Genomic DNA, 15394 nt, shown 5'->3' with positions numbered 1-15394 from the left:
CAAAGCTCAACGCAGGCTGGAGAGCGCTTCTAACGAAACTCTTCTCGTTTCAATGCCAAAACAAAATAATATCAGCGCGCACGCCGCCAGCAGCATACCCAGCACAACAAAAACGGTGACAGATCCATACCGGGTCAATAAAACCGCCACGCCGTAGGGGGTAAAGACAGCGACGATCCGCCCTACCGCATTCACAAAACCCGATCCGCGTAGTCTAAGGTGCGTAGGCCATAATTCGGGAACGTAAACCGCCGAGGCAAAGCAGACGTACATATACAGAAAGGAAATCATGACTAGTCCATAAACCAGAATGGCCCATTCCTCAGTCTGTATTGAATAAAAATATCCTACTACCGCAATAACGATAAGCAACAGCGAACCAAATAACCGTCTGGGGAAATGGTCAATAATGAGCGCGGCGATAAATATGCCCACTGGCGCGCCAATCATAATGATGGCGGTCATGAAAATAGATTTTGTAACATCAATTCCTGAATTAACAAAAATTGTCGGGATCCATACCGTAATGGTATAAAGCGAAATGTTCATTGCAATCAATACAGTGATCGCCACTAACGTGCGCCGCAGCATTTGTCCTTTGAATAAGAGCCAGAATGTACCGTTTTCAAAGTGCGATTCCATGGATTTATTGCTTTCCTGATGCGGCGGCAAAACAATACTTTTTTCTTTTTCTATTTGCGATTCAATCATGAGAAGCTGCTGTTCAGCCTCGCGTTGCCGCCCTTTACCTGCTAACCACCTGGGTGATTCGATAAAGTACTTTCCTGAAAGAGACCACGCCAGCAACATCCCGATCCCGCCAAGAAGAAACATCATCCGCCAGCTTAAAAACGCAATGACCACTACGCCAATCCCCGCAGACAGCATCGGTGACCAGTTCCCTACAAAAGAGAGACGCGCGGACCATTTTCCTCGTACAACGGGAGGGATAAACTCGGTAAAAGAAGCATATCCAACCATAATCAATGCCCCCATGCCTGTCCCCATCAGACAACGAAAGAAAATCAGCCAGTACATATTGGGAACAAATGCGGCAGCCGTTGCGGAGATGCCCACAAGCAACAAATTAATGCGAAACGCTTTTCGACGCCCCAGGTAATCCCCAATAAAACCGCCGGTAAGCGAACCAATAAAATAGCCAAGCATCAGTGCCGATGTGAACGCGGCATTAAGATAATTATTCGACCAACCATTGTTTATCAATTTGGCCAGAACCACATTTCCTGAATAACTCAAAAACCCCGTTAATAGCAGGCCAAAACTAATTATTCCAAAAATACGAAAATGAAACCGGGATAAAGGTAAGCGGTCTAGTCTGGCGCCGATATGATCATTGTCTTCCATCTGGATGGCCTCTAACGCAGCAAAATAATAAATTATTGTCTCGCGGCAAAGGGGTATTTGCCGCACTTGCTATCATCTGCCGTTTTTTTTGGCATAGTCCAGGCGAAAACAATCCAGTCAAGGATAATCTATCGATTAATAGACAAGCTGGATATTATTTTTATCGCAAAATGCGATCCATTCATCACCTGGCGTTTTATTCGTTATCAGGTAATGGATATGACTAAAATCGACCAACCGCACGAACGCTTTACGATCAAATTTTGAGTGGTCCACCAATAACGCCACCTCTGTGGCCTGGCGAATCATCGTTTTTTTGATTTCAGCTTCCGCCTCGTTAGAATCAAGCGCCCCGCTCGCCATATCCAGCCCTTTACAACTCATTACCATAATATCAACATGATAACGGCTGATTATTTCTTTAGTGATACGCCCCTGCAGCGATAGCGTATTTTTATTTAACTCACCGCCCGTAGAAACAAGATTAATGTCCGATTGCGCCAGTTCATGGAAAGCTTCCGCTGAATTAGTTAACAAAGTAAGATCGTTTCGGTCTTTCAGGAGTTTTAGCAATTCCATTACCGTACTGCTGGAGTCGGCGGCCATCGTTGTTTTGTTTTTAATAAACGGAAGCGTATTACGGGCTATAATTTGCTTCTCTTCATAGAACGATTTTGCACGCTTATAAAAATGGATATTGTCAGCCAGCACCGCCGAATTTAATACCGCACCGCCATAAGTTCGAGTCAAAAAGCCTTCATCTTCGAGTTTTTCCAGATCGCGTCGAATTGTCTCTTCGGTTACCTGAAAAATTGAACTCAAGTTAGAGACTGTTACTTTTTTATCATTAGCGACCATTTGTTTGATCGCCTGAATCCTGTCTTTCGCCGCCACGATTACACCTCTGTTTTCGACGTCATGATAAACGTTGAGTATCTCACAGACTATGTTTACTTTCAAAATAAGCCGTTTGAATAACAGATTTTATCTGCATTTCGCCAAAAAAGAGGTGTAATGTATTGCTTATGGATTGTCCAGCGCTTCCGCCATTTGTCTCATCAATAACGCATCGTCATCCGTTAAGGTGATGGACAGCGCAGCGATATTCTCTCGTACCTGCTCCGGCGACGTGGCGCCGCTCAGTATCGAAATCAGTTCGCTTTGTCGCAATATCCACGCCAGCGCCAGCGTCGGGACGGCGCAATGGTATTTGTCGCACAATGGCTGCCACTGCTCCAGCATATCAATAACCCGCAACATATTCTCACGCTGGAACCAGAGTTTATTCGCTCGCGCCCCGCCGGGAACATAGTCACGGGTAATGGTGCCGGTTAACAATCCCTGCTCCAGTGGCGAATAAACCTGTACCACGATGCCGTGCTCGCGGCATAGAGGCAGCAGCTCCGTTTCCAGCGCCCGGTCAAGAATGCTGTATTTCGCCTGTATGATGTCCAGCTCGCCATGTTTAAGGTATTCGCGGATATGGCTGACATCTACATTCGCCGCCCCGATAGAACGGATTTTCCCCTCTGCTTTCAGCTCATTGAGCACGCCAACGGTTTCTGCAATCGGCGTAAAAAACGGCGGTACCGACTGCCAGTGGGTCATATAGATATCGATATAATCAATCCCTAGTCGCTGGAGACTGGCATCGACTTCTTTACGAATAGAGTCCGGAGAAAGATTTTTATAAAGCTGGCGATCGCCGACTTTATTGAACAGGCTCCCTTCCCGCTCCCAGACGATCCCGCATTTGGTCTCCACCACCATCTCGTTACGCGGTAATTTTTTCAGCGCCTGGCCGACAATCACTTCGCTATTGCCAAAGTTATAGCCCGGCGCCGTATCAATCAGGTTAATACCGCAACGGTGCGCCTCAACGATAGTATCGATGCAGACCTGCATATCGAGGTTGCCATTCCATGCCGGACCGCCGCCGATAGCCCAGGTGCCGAGTCCCATACGGGAAAGCGCTATATCTGTATTACCTAAAGGTATCATTTTCATCTGCCGCTATTACCCTTCGTATTCATTCAGGAGTTGTTCCACTAGCATTCTGTTTTTCACGCCCGTTGTGGCGCCCACGCTGAGTACCGATATCGCGGCCGTCGCATTGGCGAACCGTGCGCATTCACGCAGCGTTTTTCCCTCCAGCAGCGCGGCGATAAATCCCGATGCAAAATTATCGCCGGCGCCAATAGTGTCGATGGCGGTAATGCCTGCCACCGCAGGCACCTCCATTTTTATATCGGCGCTTTTGATAAAGCAGCCTTTCTTGCCAGTTTTAATCACCACTGTTTTTACGCCACATTGCAAAAAACAATCGGCAATATCATCCAGCGTCTCTTTCCCGGTCAGTTTTTTGGCTTCATCAATATTAGGAAACAGATAATCGACAAAACTTAGCGCTTCGCGAATATCGTCCAGAGTTTCATTCAGCCGCGGTTTGATCATGTCAGCGCAGATAACCAGTTGATGCGCTTTCGCCTGCGTAAAAATAGCCGTTAATGCTTTGCCATCCAGTAGCGGGCTGTTAAAGATACTTGCCAGTGATAACAGCCTGACCTGAGAAAAACGGTCAAAATCGACATCGTTAATATTTAGCTTCCACAGACTGCCGTTACGGTTAGTGACAAAGGTGCGCTCACCATCATCAGTCACCAGCCCAACATTAATTGAGGTATCAATATCAGCATCCTGCTTCAGGCTCTGAATATCGATATTCTCCTTCCGACAGTGGTCGAGAATAAAATATCCTGCCGCATCGTCGCCAACGCGACTCATTAGCGCAGTGCGATGCCCGAGACGCGAAATAATCGTGGCTTCATTAATCGCATCCCCCCCTGTGGTCATGGCAATGCGTTCTAATGGATACGAATCGACATCAAAGATATTTTTACTAACCGGTTGCAAAGGAATGTCGACAATGGCCGCCCCTATGCAAAGAACTTCGATTTCGTCCATATCATCATCCCGCTTTACCATCTGAACCAAACAGTTTGATTTTTTCCAGCGCGCGGGCTTTTACCGCTTTGCGTACTTCGCGTTCCAGATGCAGGAACGGCTGATCCTGATTCTCTTTTACCGCTACCATCGCGGCCTGACACAGTTCGGTGTGGATATTGATTTTCGAGATGCCCAGCGAAATGGCTTTTTTGATATCCGCGTCGCTAATACCGGAAGCGCCGTGTAACACTAGCGGTACGGAAACTGCCTGGCGCACGCGCTCCACGACCTCAAAATTCAGTTTTGGTTCAGAGGTGTACACGCCATGCTGGTTGCCGATGGCGACCGCCAGCGAGTCACAACCGGTGCGCGCTACAAATTCCGCCGCCTGATCCGGGTCGGTATAGTGATACCCCGCCAACGCCTCTTCATACACCGTTTCGTTCCCTACGTGCCCTAACTCCGCCTCTACCGGAATACCCAGCGGATGAAAGAAATCAACGGCTTCTTTGGTCAGGCGAATATTTTCTTCAAAATCAAAGGATGAAGCGTCACGCATCAGCGAGTTCATGCCGTGCGTCCAGGCATTATGGATAATGTCCATGCTACGTCCATGATCCCAGTGGGTAATTACCGGCACAGAGGCTTTTTTAGCCATGGAAACCATCATATGAGAGAAGTCTTCAAATGAAGTATTGCCCACAAATCCGGTACCAAAGGAGATAATAACCGGCGAATTTGCCTCTTCCGCCGCATCAATCACTCCCATCAACATTTCCGCATTCCACACGTTAAAGTGCGCAATCGCGTAATGTTTATTTTGTGCATCATTTTCCCAATATTTTATATCTGCCAACATCGCTGTTTCTCCCGTTTTTTATTAATCGCAAACTTTAATAACGCCTTTAATAATGTCGCGTTTGTTATTCACCGACTCTTCAAATGCACGTTGCACGTCTTTGTAATCGTAAATATGCGTCACCATTGATTTCACATCGAAACGCCCGGAGGAGATGGCATCAATAGTCACCGAATAGCGGTTGGCATAGCGGAATACCGTCTGGATGGAGACTTCACGGTTAATTTTGAGGAAATTAATCGCTGAATCTCCCGCGACAGTGCCGACAATCATGATCTTCCCGCCGCGCATGACCAGATACGGCGCTTGCTGAGTTGTGACGGCGGAACCGGCGGTTTCAAACACAATATCGGCGCCCATATCGTCGGTGAACTGCTGGCAGCGCGAGACAGTATCTTCTTTCGCCCCATTGATAACGGTTGTCGCTCCCAGTCGTTCAGCCATTGCCAGCCGTTTTTCCAGTACATCCACTACCGCGATATTGGTCGCCCCCAGACACTTACACGCTTGCAGGGTCATTAAACCAATGCAGCCCGCGCCGAGAATGACGATTTTCTTACCCGGTTTAACATCCGCCAGCATTGCCGCGTGCATTCCAACAGCAGCGGGTTCCACCAGCGCACCTTCCATAGTGTCCATATTGTCCGGAAGCTTGTACGTAAAACTTTCCGGATGGCACAGATAGTGAGTTAAGGCCCCGCGATAATTCGGCTGCGTCGCCATAAAATCAACATCCGGACAAATATTGTATTTTCCTTCCAGACAATAGCGGCAGTGGCCGCACGGCACGCCCGGCTCGATATTAACCCGATCGCCTGGCTTAAATTTGCTTACCCGCTTGCCGACCGCAATGACCGTTCCGGCACACTCATGACCGAGACCAATTTCCTGATTTGGATCCTTCGGCGGAATGAATGGCCCGGATTCAAAACCGTGAACATCTGAACCGCAAATACCGACATATTCCACTTTGATCAATACTTCGTTTTCTTTTGGTACTGGAATATCAGCCGCCATAATTGTCATGGTGCCAGGCGTTTTTAATATCGCTTTTGAATTTTTCATTTTTATTCCTTTATTTACTCGTGACCTTATCAATGCCCAGACTTTCGACCGAAACACCCCTGGTCTCGATTCCGATAGTCGCTATTGCAACAGCGACGATAATCGAGACAGTGCCCAGCAGGACGAAAACGCCCGTCACGCCATAACCGTTGAGTAATACCGCCACTGCATAGGGGGCAGCGATACCGCTGATTCTGCCGACAGCGTTCGCCAGGCCGGAACCGCGAAGTTTCGCTTCTGTTGGCCAGATCTCCGGCACATAGACCGCCGAGGCATAACAGACATACATATAGACAAAGGTAATCAGGAAAAAGCCAATTAAGGTGATAAGCAACATGCTGGTTTGCAGTGAATAAATATATCCCAGCACGGCAATCAGAATTAATAAACCGACACCCATGGTTTTGCGCGGAATTTTATCCATTACCAACATAGCGATAAATATGCCAAACGGTGCGCCGAACATACTCATGGTATTTAAAACGATCGAATCTTTGAGGTTGATGCCCTGCGTCATAAAGATGGTGGGCAGCCAGTTAATTAACGTGTATTGCACAACGTTCATGGCAATCAGCACGCAGGAACCCAAAATAACGCGTTTCAGTAATACGCCAGTGAGCAACGCTGAATAAGGTACGGAACGCGGAGGCTTGCCGCTGCTTTCAATAACAACCGGCGGCAGCGGTTTTCCTGTCTGACGTTCGATGCCTGCTTCAATGGCCTGCATGACCTTTTCGGCTTCCTGATAACGCCCGCGCGATTCCAGCCAGCGGGGAGATTCAGGGAAGTATCGCCAGGCAAGCGCGGTAGCAATCAGCGACAGTACAGCCGGGATCAGTAACTGCACGCGCCAGTTCCATTCCGCGCTAATTAGCGGCGTCAGCCCCATTGCAATCAGGGAACACAATGGATATGACCAGTTGCCAATAAACGAAACACGACTCGACCAGGTTCCCCGATTTCTGCCCGGCATATATTCGGTAAAACCAGCAAACAGGGTGACCAGTAGTGCCCCTAATCCCACGCCCATCACAAAACGACAGGCGATCAGAAAGCTCATATTCGGTGAGAATGCGCCAACCACCATCGCGGCGATATGGATTGCCTCATAAAGAATAAAGGCGTTCCTGCGCCCGGTTTTATCGCCGATAATGCCGCCCACCAGCGCGCCGAGAAACATCCCCGCTGTGGTAATGGCGGAGAAAGTGGCTGTCGTGGAATTATCGGTCCAGCCTAACTCCTTGAGCTGGGCAAGAATTAATCCGCCGACGGCATTACTCCAGCAAACAAGCAGACCAAAGGCGACGACGGCAAACATTGATGAATGCCAGCGGCAATCCGGCAGGCGATCCAGCCGGGCGCCGCAGTGCGGTTTTGTTATCTGTTCCATGCGATAACGTTCCTTTAGCAGAAGGGTTATTCATCAAAGTCGTAGGTCATGATCACTTTAATGGCTGTCTTATCGACCATTGCGTCAAACCCTTCGCGCCACTGAGAAAGACCGATACGATGGGTGATCATCGGTTTTACTTTGATAGCGCCGCTGGCAAGCAGGCGAATCGCATTGCGCCAGGATGTGGAGTCATAGGCCATATGCCCAATGATGCTTTTGTTCCAGGAAGTAATGTCGTTGATGGAGAAATCGAGCGGCTTAAATCCCATACCGACGCGAACCACTTCACCATTTGGCCGTAGCATGTCGATGGCCTGTTTAAGCGCAATGTTGGCACCGGAGCATTCGATCACCAGACCGAGGTTGTCTTTGCCGCAAATCTCCCGGCAGCGTGCGACGACATCTTCCGTGGAGCCGTTAACAAACGCCGTCGCGCCGAGTTCTTTGGCCACAGGGAAACGGACAGGAACATCCTCATCCAGACCAACCACCACGATATTTACCGCCCCCATAATGCGGGCCATTTGGACCGAAAACAGACCTAACGGACCGGTGCCGATGACAACCACGTCCTGGCCGGGTAAAAATTTGGATTGCTGGGCGATAGATTTATAGGCGTTGCAGATAGGGTCCAGAACTGCGGCTTCCTCGTAATCCACGCCTTCCGGGATCTCCCACAGGGCATGGCGATGGATTTTCAGGATTTCTCCCGGAACCAGGCAGTATTTGGAGAATCCACCGCCCCAGGTGTTGTTATCCAGACCCAGATTGACTTTTTCTGTACAACACAGAAAATCGCCTTGTTCACAGGCAGGGCAAACGCCGCAAACGTGTCCGCTGTTGTCAGAAACCACGCGCTGGCCGACTTTCCAGTCTTTCACTTTTTCGCCCACCCGCGCGATACGTCCGGCGAATTCATGACCGCGAACGGAGTTAAATTCGTCGGACCCGCTGTCAACGTTATAGTGCTTCATATCCGCGCCGCAGATCGCCGCCGCTTTGATTTCGATAATCACGTCTTCCGGACCGCATACCGGCTCCGGGACATCAATCATTTTGTAGCCGCCAAAGGCCTTGCCAAATCTCGCCAGTGCTTTCATTGCATCTTCCTTTGTGTTTGGTGTGCATCAATGCTCATCATACTTATCCATAAAATCTTTAAGGTCAACGATAAATCTTTAAAACACAGACAATTATCTGTATTTGCCAACCAAGATCACAAACTCAACGAAACAAACGGCGATAAAACCAAAAAGATGGAAGCCGTATCGCGAAAGACGGCGCGAACGCCTGCGCAGGTTTCCATGGATGAAGACGCTAATCTGCTGCGGTTATTTTTTCGCATTCCATTCTGTGGCGTGTTTCTGTTTTAGATGTCAAAGAGGATCGTTAAAGAAGCCCGCGCGGTGTTTATTAAACCGGCGCAGAAGATTGTCGACAAATATGGTCTCGATGGGATCGCTCTTGACTGGGAATATTCGGTTAACGTCGCATTTAAAAGCGCTTCGTCAGCTAATGAGCCCCAAAAGCGGGTCACCCTCGCCGTCGGCGCGAATGCGGAAAATCCGAAAAGCTGGCTGGACGTGAAAGCTATAGCCCCGTAGCTCGACTTTATCAATCTGATGACTTACGACATGGCCTTATGGCACGCAGTATTTCAACGCCAATCCGTATGACTCAAACGCCTGGCCTGCTGCTGACAGTAAAGTCTGCCGGGGGAAGGCACTGTTTGCCCTCTCTTATGAAAATCCGCGCCGGTGGGGATCAACGCGGACCAGATTAAAAAGCGCGGGCTGGCCGGCACAATGTTCCGGGAATAGGCCGCCGATGACAATAATCAGTTAGCGACACAGTTGGCGGACTCACTGGACATTAAGCGTTATTCGTAAATATATGGCGGGCCTGTGCCTGACAGCAATGAGCAGGCCCGGTAAGCACAACGCATTGGCAATGAAACCGCCGGATGGCGACTATCTCTTATCCGACTACCCGTTACTGCATTTTCAATGTCGCAATCGGCTTTGACGTAATACCGAAATCCGCTTTGAGCTGCTGCTTGCTTTTCATCACCATCTGACCGTGAGTATCGATCGTCATATGTTGCGCTTCGGTATTGTGCCGCGCCTGCCATAGCATCACCAGTTGCAGGCTGTTTTCTTTCTGTTCCGGCGTCAACGCCACGCCATCCGGCCACTTACCCAGCTCAACGGCGGTGGATAAACGTTGATACACTTCCGGCGTCATGCTGTTAATGATCTCATCAAGATTCATGATGTGTCCGCTCCTGTGGAATAATTTGCTGAATCGTTTTTTCAGCCTTTCAGTTGATCGCCGTTTTTCTCGTCAGAAAAGGCCAGCGAGGCCGAGTTAACGCAATAGCGCTCACCGGTTGGCTGCGGCCCGTCCGGGAAAACGTGTCCGAGATGCGCATCGCAGTTACCGCAACGAATTTCGACACGCTGCATTCCATGAGAAAAATCGTCTATGTAACGAATCGCCTCTTCGCTGACAGGCTGGTAAAAGCTAGGCCAGCCGCAGCCTGAATCGTATTTGGTGTGGGAGTGAAAAAGCGGCGTATCACAGACCAGGCAGTGATAAACCCCATCGCGTTTATTATGTAGCAGGCGTCCGGTAAATGGCGGTTCTGTGCCACGATCCTGCGTCACGTAGAATTGCATTTCGGACAATTTTTTCTTGAGTTCTTCTGCTGAAGGTTGGTTAGCCATTTGCTCACATCTCACTTTAAACGTGCTCACATTGCCTGACCGATTCTAACAAAACATTAACACCTCAGTACCAACTTTTGTTCTAAACTTGATCATTGCGAAATGGCGGCTCACGAATCGTGACTGATGTCACATTATTATCTCGGTTGCCCTTTAAAATTCGGGGCGGCGCCCCCATGTGGTTTCAAGCCGAAAGGAAGAGTGAGGCGAATCAGCCGCGCAAAGGTTGTGCAGAGGATTGATTTGTCGCAATGATTGACACGATTCCGCTTGACGCTGCGTAAGGTTTTTGTAATTTTACAGGCAACCTTTTATTCACTAACAAATAGCTGGTGGAATATATGACTATCAAAGTAGGTATCAACGGTTTTGGCCGTATCGGTCGCATTGTTTTCCGTGCTGCTCAGAAACGTTCTGACATCGAGATCGTTGCAATCAACGACCTGTTAGACGCAGAGTACATGGCATACATGCTGAAATATGACTCCACTCACGGCCGTTTCGACGGTACTGTTGAAGTGAAAGACGGTCATCTGATCGTTAACGGTAAAAAAATCCGTGTTACCGCTGAACGCGATCCGGCTAACCTGAAATGGGACGAAGTTGGTGTTGACGTAGTGGCTGAAGCTACCGGTATCTTCCTGACTGACGAAACCGCGCGTAAACACATCACCGCTGGCGCGAAAAAAGTGGTTCTGACGGGTCCGTCTAAAGACAACACCCCAATGTTTGTTAAAGGCGCTAACTTTGACAAATACGAAGGCCAGGACATCGTTTCCAACGCTTCCTGCACCACCAACTGCCTGGCGCCGCTGGCTAAAGTTATCAACGACAACTTCGGTATCATCGAAGGTCTGATGACTACTGTTCACGCGACTACCGCAACCCAGAAAACCGTTGATGGCCCGTCTCACAAAGACTGGCGCGGCGGCCGCGGCGCATCTCAGAACATCATCCCGTCCTCTACTGGCGCTGCTAAAGCGGTAGGTAAAGTACTGCCGGAACTGAATGGCAAACTGACTGGTATGGCGTTCCGCGTTCCGACTCCGAACGTATCCGTTGTTGACCTGACCGTTCGTCTGGAAAAAGCGGCTACCTACGAGCAGATCAAAGCTGCTGTTAAAGCTGCTGCCGAAGGCGAAATGAAAGGCGTTCTGGGTTACACCGAAGACGACGTTGTATCTACCGATTTCAACGGCGAAGTATGCACTTCCGTGTTCGATGCTAAAGCAGGCATCGCGCTGAACGACAACTTCGTGAAACTGGTCTCCTGGTACGATAACGAAACCGGTTACTCCAACAAAGTACTGGACCTGATTGCTCACATCTCCAAATAAGTTGAGATGACACAGTCATTGGTAAGAGCGACTCAGGTCGCTCTTTTTTTTGCTTAAAGATATACCCGTCATACTTCAAGTTGCAGGTGTGTTGGCTATGCTTTCTCACCCGAATCACTGACGGAAGTCGAACTTATCGGGATGAATCAGGGATGTCCATGTCCCTGGCCGGAGATGACCTACGGTTGTTCAAATTCGTTCCCGATGAATTTGTCGTTCACTTGCCGCGTTACTCGGCCTGCGGCCTCGCCTCTACGGGCCAGCGCAAGCACTGGTCAAGGCACAAGCGCCTTGTCATGCAACTCGAATTATTTAGGGTTAAGAGGATTGCGTAATGATTAATAAAATTTTTGCCCTCCCGGTTATCGAACAGCTTACCCCTGTCCTTTCCCGTCGTCAGCTTGATGACCTGGATCTGATCGTCGTTGACCATCCGCAGGTTAAAGCCTCTTTTGCATTACAGGGCGCGCACCTTCTCTCCTGGAAACCCGTTGGCGAGGAAGAGGTATTGTGGCTCAGTAATAATACGCCTTTCAAAACCGGCGTGGCGCTACGCGGCGGCGTACCGTTCTGCTGGCCCTGGTTTGGACCTGCGGCTCAACAAGGTCTGCCGTCACACGGCTTTGCGCGTAATCTACCGTGGGCGCTAAAAGCGCATAATGAAGATGATAATGGCGTAATGCTGACATTTGAGCTGCAAAGCAGTGAGGCCACCCGGAAATACTGGCCGCACGATTTCACGCTGCTGGCACGTTTTAAAATGGGTAAAACCTGTGAAATTGAACTGGAAGCGCATGGCGAGTTTGCAACCACATCCGCGCTCCACAGCTATTTTAACGTTGGCGACATCGCCAACGTTAAGGTCAGCGGACTCGGCGATCGGTTTATTGATAAAGTTAACGACGCTAAAGAAGGTGTCCTGGCCGGCGGTATACAAACCTTTCCGGACCGTACCGATCGCGTTTACCTCAATCCTGAAGCATGTAGCGTGATCCACGATGCGACATTAAACCGCACGATTGATGTAGTTCACCACCATCACCTTAACGTCGTAGGCTGGAACCCTGGCCCGGCGTTGTCCATCAGCATGGGCGACATGCCGGATGACGGCTATAAAACGTTTGTCTGCGTTGAAACGGTTTACGCTACTGCGCCGCAACAAGCCACAGAAGAAAAACCCTCTCGTCTGGCGCAGACTATCTGCGTCGCTAAACGCTAAAAGTGAATGGATAACGGCGTTGCTATAGGCTCTGGAAGGCGTCAGCCGCCATCAGGCATGACTTGCCGGATGGCGGCGCTTACACATTTTATCCGGCGTCACACCATATCCAACGCGGTTTTCCCTTTTGGCGCAGGCCAGGCGTTGTCCAGTAAGGCAAGTTCGTTTGCTGACAAGGCGATCTCAAGCGCCGCCGCATTTTGCTTCACGTGTTCTGTACTTCCGGCTTTCGGGATCGCCATCACGCCCGGATGCGCAATCACCCACGTCAGTAAGATTTGCGCCGCCGTAGCGTTATGCGCTTGCGCAATTTCATTCACCACCGGATGATTCAGTAAACCGCTACGTAACCGGCCAGCCTGCGCCAGCGGGCTATAGGCCATCACTGGCATTCGCTGTTGTTGACACCACGGCAATAAATCATACTCAATACCGCGTGACGCCAGATGATAGAGCACCTGATTTGTCGCGCATTGCTGTCCCCCAGGGATGCGCCACAGCGCCTGCATATCGTCATAATCAAGATTAGAGACTCCCCAACGGCGAATTTTCCCCTGCGCGATTAGCCGCTCCATACCTTCAACGGTCTCTTCGAATGAAAAGCTTCCGGCCCAGTGCAATAGATAGAGATCGAGATAATCTGTTTTCAGACGACGCAGGCTTTCTTCACAGGCGGCAACTATCTTCTGACCGCCAGCGTTCCACGGGTACACTTTTGACACCAGAAATGCCTCATCGCGTCGCCCTGCTAACGCCTCGCCCACGACCTTTTCCGCCCCGCCGTCGGCATACATTTCCGCTGTATCAATAAGGCGTAACCCCAAATCCAGCCCCGCGCGCAACGCCGAAACCTCGCGCTGACGTTGATCCGCGCGCTCGCCCATATACCATGTTCCCTGTCCGATGGCAGGAAGCGTCACCTGCCCGCAAAACGTTACGTTTTTCACTGATTTCATTTCCTTTTCAATGTCACTCGACGGTAAAACAATACAGGACTCTTAGACCCTACGGTAATGTCCGGCATCATACCGCGCAAGGGGGCGATTTTCTTGTCACTGACGAACGTCATCCGCAATCATGTCGACGATGCGGGTAATATGCGCGGCGGGTCGCTGATTCAGTAATAATTGACGCATCACATTCATATAGGGCGTCACATGTTGAAAGAACTCCAGATATCCTTTACAGAGATAATTTTGCCGTTCGCCGCCGTCCATGCAAATTCGATGTTTCGGACAACCGCCGTGACAGGCAAAGCGCCACGTACAGTTCTGGCAGCGTGAGGAAAGGTTTGCTTTAGCCGCGCCAAACTGCTGCTGAAAAGGAGAGGCCGCCATTTCTTCTAAAGAGTGTTGCTGCAGATTGCCCAGTTTATAGGCGGGAAAAACAAAATGGTCGCAGCTAAACACGTCGCCATTCTGCTCCACCAGCAAACTTTGCCCGCAGGTCGACTGCATCGTACAAAGCGTGGCGGGCTCCCCCATCCAGACGCCAAGTAAGTTGTCAAAAAGCTGTACGAATATGCGTCCGACATCGTGACGTATCCATTGATCAAAAACATCGCACATAAAGGCGCCCCACCCTTCAGGCGTAACGGAAAAGGGCATCAGCGAAGGCGAATCCTCATTGTCAGATAACGTCAAAGAACGCTGCGCTTTTTGTGCGAGCGGCTCAACAATGGGAATAAATTGCAGGTGTTTACTTTCCAGTTCCTGCGTCAAAAAATGATAAATAGCGTTGCCATGACGGCATGACGCATCATTCACGACAGTGAGCGTGTTGAACTCGACATCATTTGCCTGCAGAAGGCGGATAGCATTAACGACCCGGGAAAAAGACGCCCGCCCTGACGGCGTTTTCCGGTAATTATCATGAACGACTTGCGGCCCATCAATCGATATACCAATCAGGAACTGGTGCTGCGCAAAGAAAGCCGCCCACTCTTCATTGATTAATACGCCATTGGTTTGCAGACTGTTGTAAATAGTTTTGCCGTTGGCATAGCGTTGCTGTAAGCACACCACTTTTTGGTAAAAAGAAAGACCGCATAGCGTCGGCTCTCCCCCCTGCCAACAAAACGAGACCTCTGATGATGGCGTATCATCAATTACCCGGCGGATATACGTCTCCAGCACATCGTCAGACATGACGCGCTGGCCCCGGGGTTTATCAAGATAGAAACAGTACTTGCAGGATAAGTTACACAGACTGCCGCTGGGCTTGGCTACGGTATTGAATACTATGCTCATTCGTCTTACTCGCTGTGAAGAATGGGTATAGCATAAGCGGGACGTGACAGGGCGATATCAACCAGCATTGCAACAATTATTACGCTAATTGTTAGCGCAGTTGTAATCACCTGGATTTTTCATATAAAAGGCTAGTTTTTTAAATTGATGTAACAAAGTATAAATCACGTAAGGCTGTACCATACCCGGTCAACAGCGCATTTATGCAAGCCGCCATGTTCGCGTTTCAGACAGC

15 protein-coding genes and 1 pseudogene are annotated in these 15394 nt (G+C 49.7%); 4 read left to right on the top strand and 12 right to left on the bottom strand.

Annotation, left to right across the window (positions count from 1 at the left end):
* Positions 1–6: 6 nt before the first annotated feature.
* The 8 genes from ACLD4F_RS01515 to ACLD4F_RS01480 form a co-directional block, all read right to left on the bottom strand.
* On the bottom strand, positions 7–1365 hold the full coding sequence (locus ACLD4F_RS01515) for an MFS transporter (RefSeq protein ID WP_411010645.1): 1359 nt from the start codon (positions 1363–1365) through the stop codon (positions 7–9).
* Between the two features lie 135 nt (positions 1366–1500).
* Positions 1501–2259, bottom strand: coding sequence for a DeoR/GlpR family DNA-binding transcription regulator (locus ACLD4F_RS01510; protein ID WP_000719104.1), 759 nt, complete (start codon positions 2257–2259; stop codon positions 1501–1503).
* 129 nt (positions 2260–2388) lie between these two features.
* Positions 2389–3372, bottom strand: coding sequence for an aldo/keto reductase (locus tag ACLD4F_RS01505; protein ID WP_000782142.1), 984 nt, complete (start codon positions 3370–3372; stop codon positions 2389–2391).
* A gap of 9 nt (positions 3373–3381) precedes the next feature.
* Entirely contained in the window at positions 3382–4329 is a 948-nt protein-coding gene (locus ACLD4F_RS01500; protein ID WP_000343332.1) for a sugar kinase, read from the bottom strand.
* Positions 4330–4333: 4 nt separating this feature from the next.
* Positions 4334–5170: a ketose-bisphosphate aldolase gene (locus tag ACLD4F_RS01495; protein ID WP_080108922.1), complete on the bottom strand. Its 837-nt coding sequence runs from the start codon at positions 5168–5170 to the stop codon at positions 4334–4336.
* A 21-nt stretch (positions 5171–5191) separates the two neighbouring features.
* Complete coding sequence (locus ACLD4F_RS01490) at positions 5192–6235, bottom strand: NAD(P)-dependent alcohol dehydrogenase (protein WP_080094921.1); 1044 nt, start codon at positions 6233–6235, stop codon at positions 5192–5194.
* Between the two features lie 10 nt (positions 6236–6245).
* Positions 6246–7625 (bottom strand): MFS transporter, encoded by a 1380-nt coding sequence (locus tag ACLD4F_RS01485; RefSeq protein ID WP_079982667.1) that lies wholly within the window; start codon positions 7623–7625, stop codon positions 6246–6248.
* A gap of 26 nt (positions 7626–7651) precedes the next feature.
* A complete protein-coding gene (locus tag ACLD4F_RS01480) occupies positions 7652–8728 on the bottom strand; it encodes a zinc-binding dehydrogenase (RefSeq protein WP_000645184.1) in 1077 nt (358 codons plus the stop codon).
* Positions 8729–8758: 30 nt separating this feature from the next.
* On the opposite strand from ACLD4F_RS01480, the gene ACLD4F_RS01475 reads away from it, so the two are divergent.
* Together ACLD4F_RS01475 and ACLD4F_RS01470 are read left to right on the top strand one after the other, a co-directional pair.
* Entirely contained in the window at positions 8759–9001 is a 243-nt protein-coding gene (locus ACLD4F_RS01475) for a hypothetical protein (protein ID WP_411010644.1), read from the top strand.
* A 21-nt stretch (positions 9002–9022) separates the two neighbouring features.
* A pseudogene (locus ACLD4F_RS01470) lies at positions 9023–9517 on the top strand (glycosyl hydrolase family 18 protein); the annotation flags it as partial.
* A 103-nt stretch (positions 9518–9620) separates the two neighbouring features.
* Here the strand turns inward: ACLD4F_RS01470 and ACLD4F_RS01465 are convergent.
* On the bottom strand, positions 9621–9899 hold the full coding sequence (locus tag ACLD4F_RS01465) for a YeaC family protein (protein ID WP_001046864.1): 279 nt from the start codon (positions 9897–9899) through the stop codon (positions 9621–9623).
* 41 nt (positions 9900–9940) lie between these two features.
* Positions 9941–10354 carry a peptide-methionine (R)-S-oxide reductase MsrB gene (gene msrB, locus ACLD4F_RS01460; RefSeq protein ID WP_001519539.1) on the bottom strand — a complete coding sequence of 138 codons (414 nt, stop codon included), beginning with the start codon at positions 10352–10354 and terminating at the stop codon, positions 9941–9943.
* A 341-nt stretch (positions 10355–10695) separates the two neighbouring features.
* On the opposite strand from msrB, the gene gapA reads away from it, so the two are divergent.
* Entirely contained in the window at positions 10696–11691 is a 996-nt protein-coding gene (gapA, locus tag ACLD4F_RS01455) for a glyceraldehyde-3-phosphate dehydrogenase (RefSeq protein WP_000153505.1), read from the top strand.
* A gap of 334 nt (positions 11692–12025) precedes the next feature.
* Positions 12026–12910 carry a D-hexose-6-phosphate mutarotase gene (locus ACLD4F_RS01450; protein ID WP_411010643.1) on the top strand — a complete coding sequence of 295 codons (885 nt, stop codon included), beginning with the start codon at positions 12026–12028 and terminating at the stop codon, positions 12908–12910.
* A gap of 98 nt (positions 12911–13008) precedes the next feature.
* On the opposite strand, the gene ACLD4F_RS01445 is transcribed toward ACLD4F_RS01450, so the two are convergent.
* Both ACLD4F_RS01445 and ACLD4F_RS01440 read right to left on the bottom strand, forming a co-directional pair.
* Positions 13009–13866 carry an aldo/keto reductase gene (locus ACLD4F_RS01445; RefSeq protein ID WP_000843751.1) on the bottom strand — a complete coding sequence of 286 codons (858 nt, stop codon included), beginning with the start codon at positions 13864–13866 and terminating at the stop codon, positions 13009–13011.
* A 96-nt stretch (positions 13867–13962) separates the two neighbouring features.
* Positions 13963–15159, bottom strand: a complete 1197-nt coding sequence (locus tag ACLD4F_RS01440) for an anaerobic sulfatase maturase (protein WP_023249654.1) — start codon at positions 15157–15159, stop codon at positions 13963–13965.
* Between the last annotated feature and the right edge of the window lie 235 nt (positions 15160–15394).

The organism is Salmonella sp. 741265050_HSA (assembly GCF_046569445.1).
GTDB classification, from domain to species: Bacteria; Pseudomonadota; Gammaproteobacteria; order Enterobacterales; family Enterobacteriaceae; genus Salmonella; species Salmonella enterica.
This window is presented reverse-complemented; position numbering and strand designations above follow the sequence as displayed.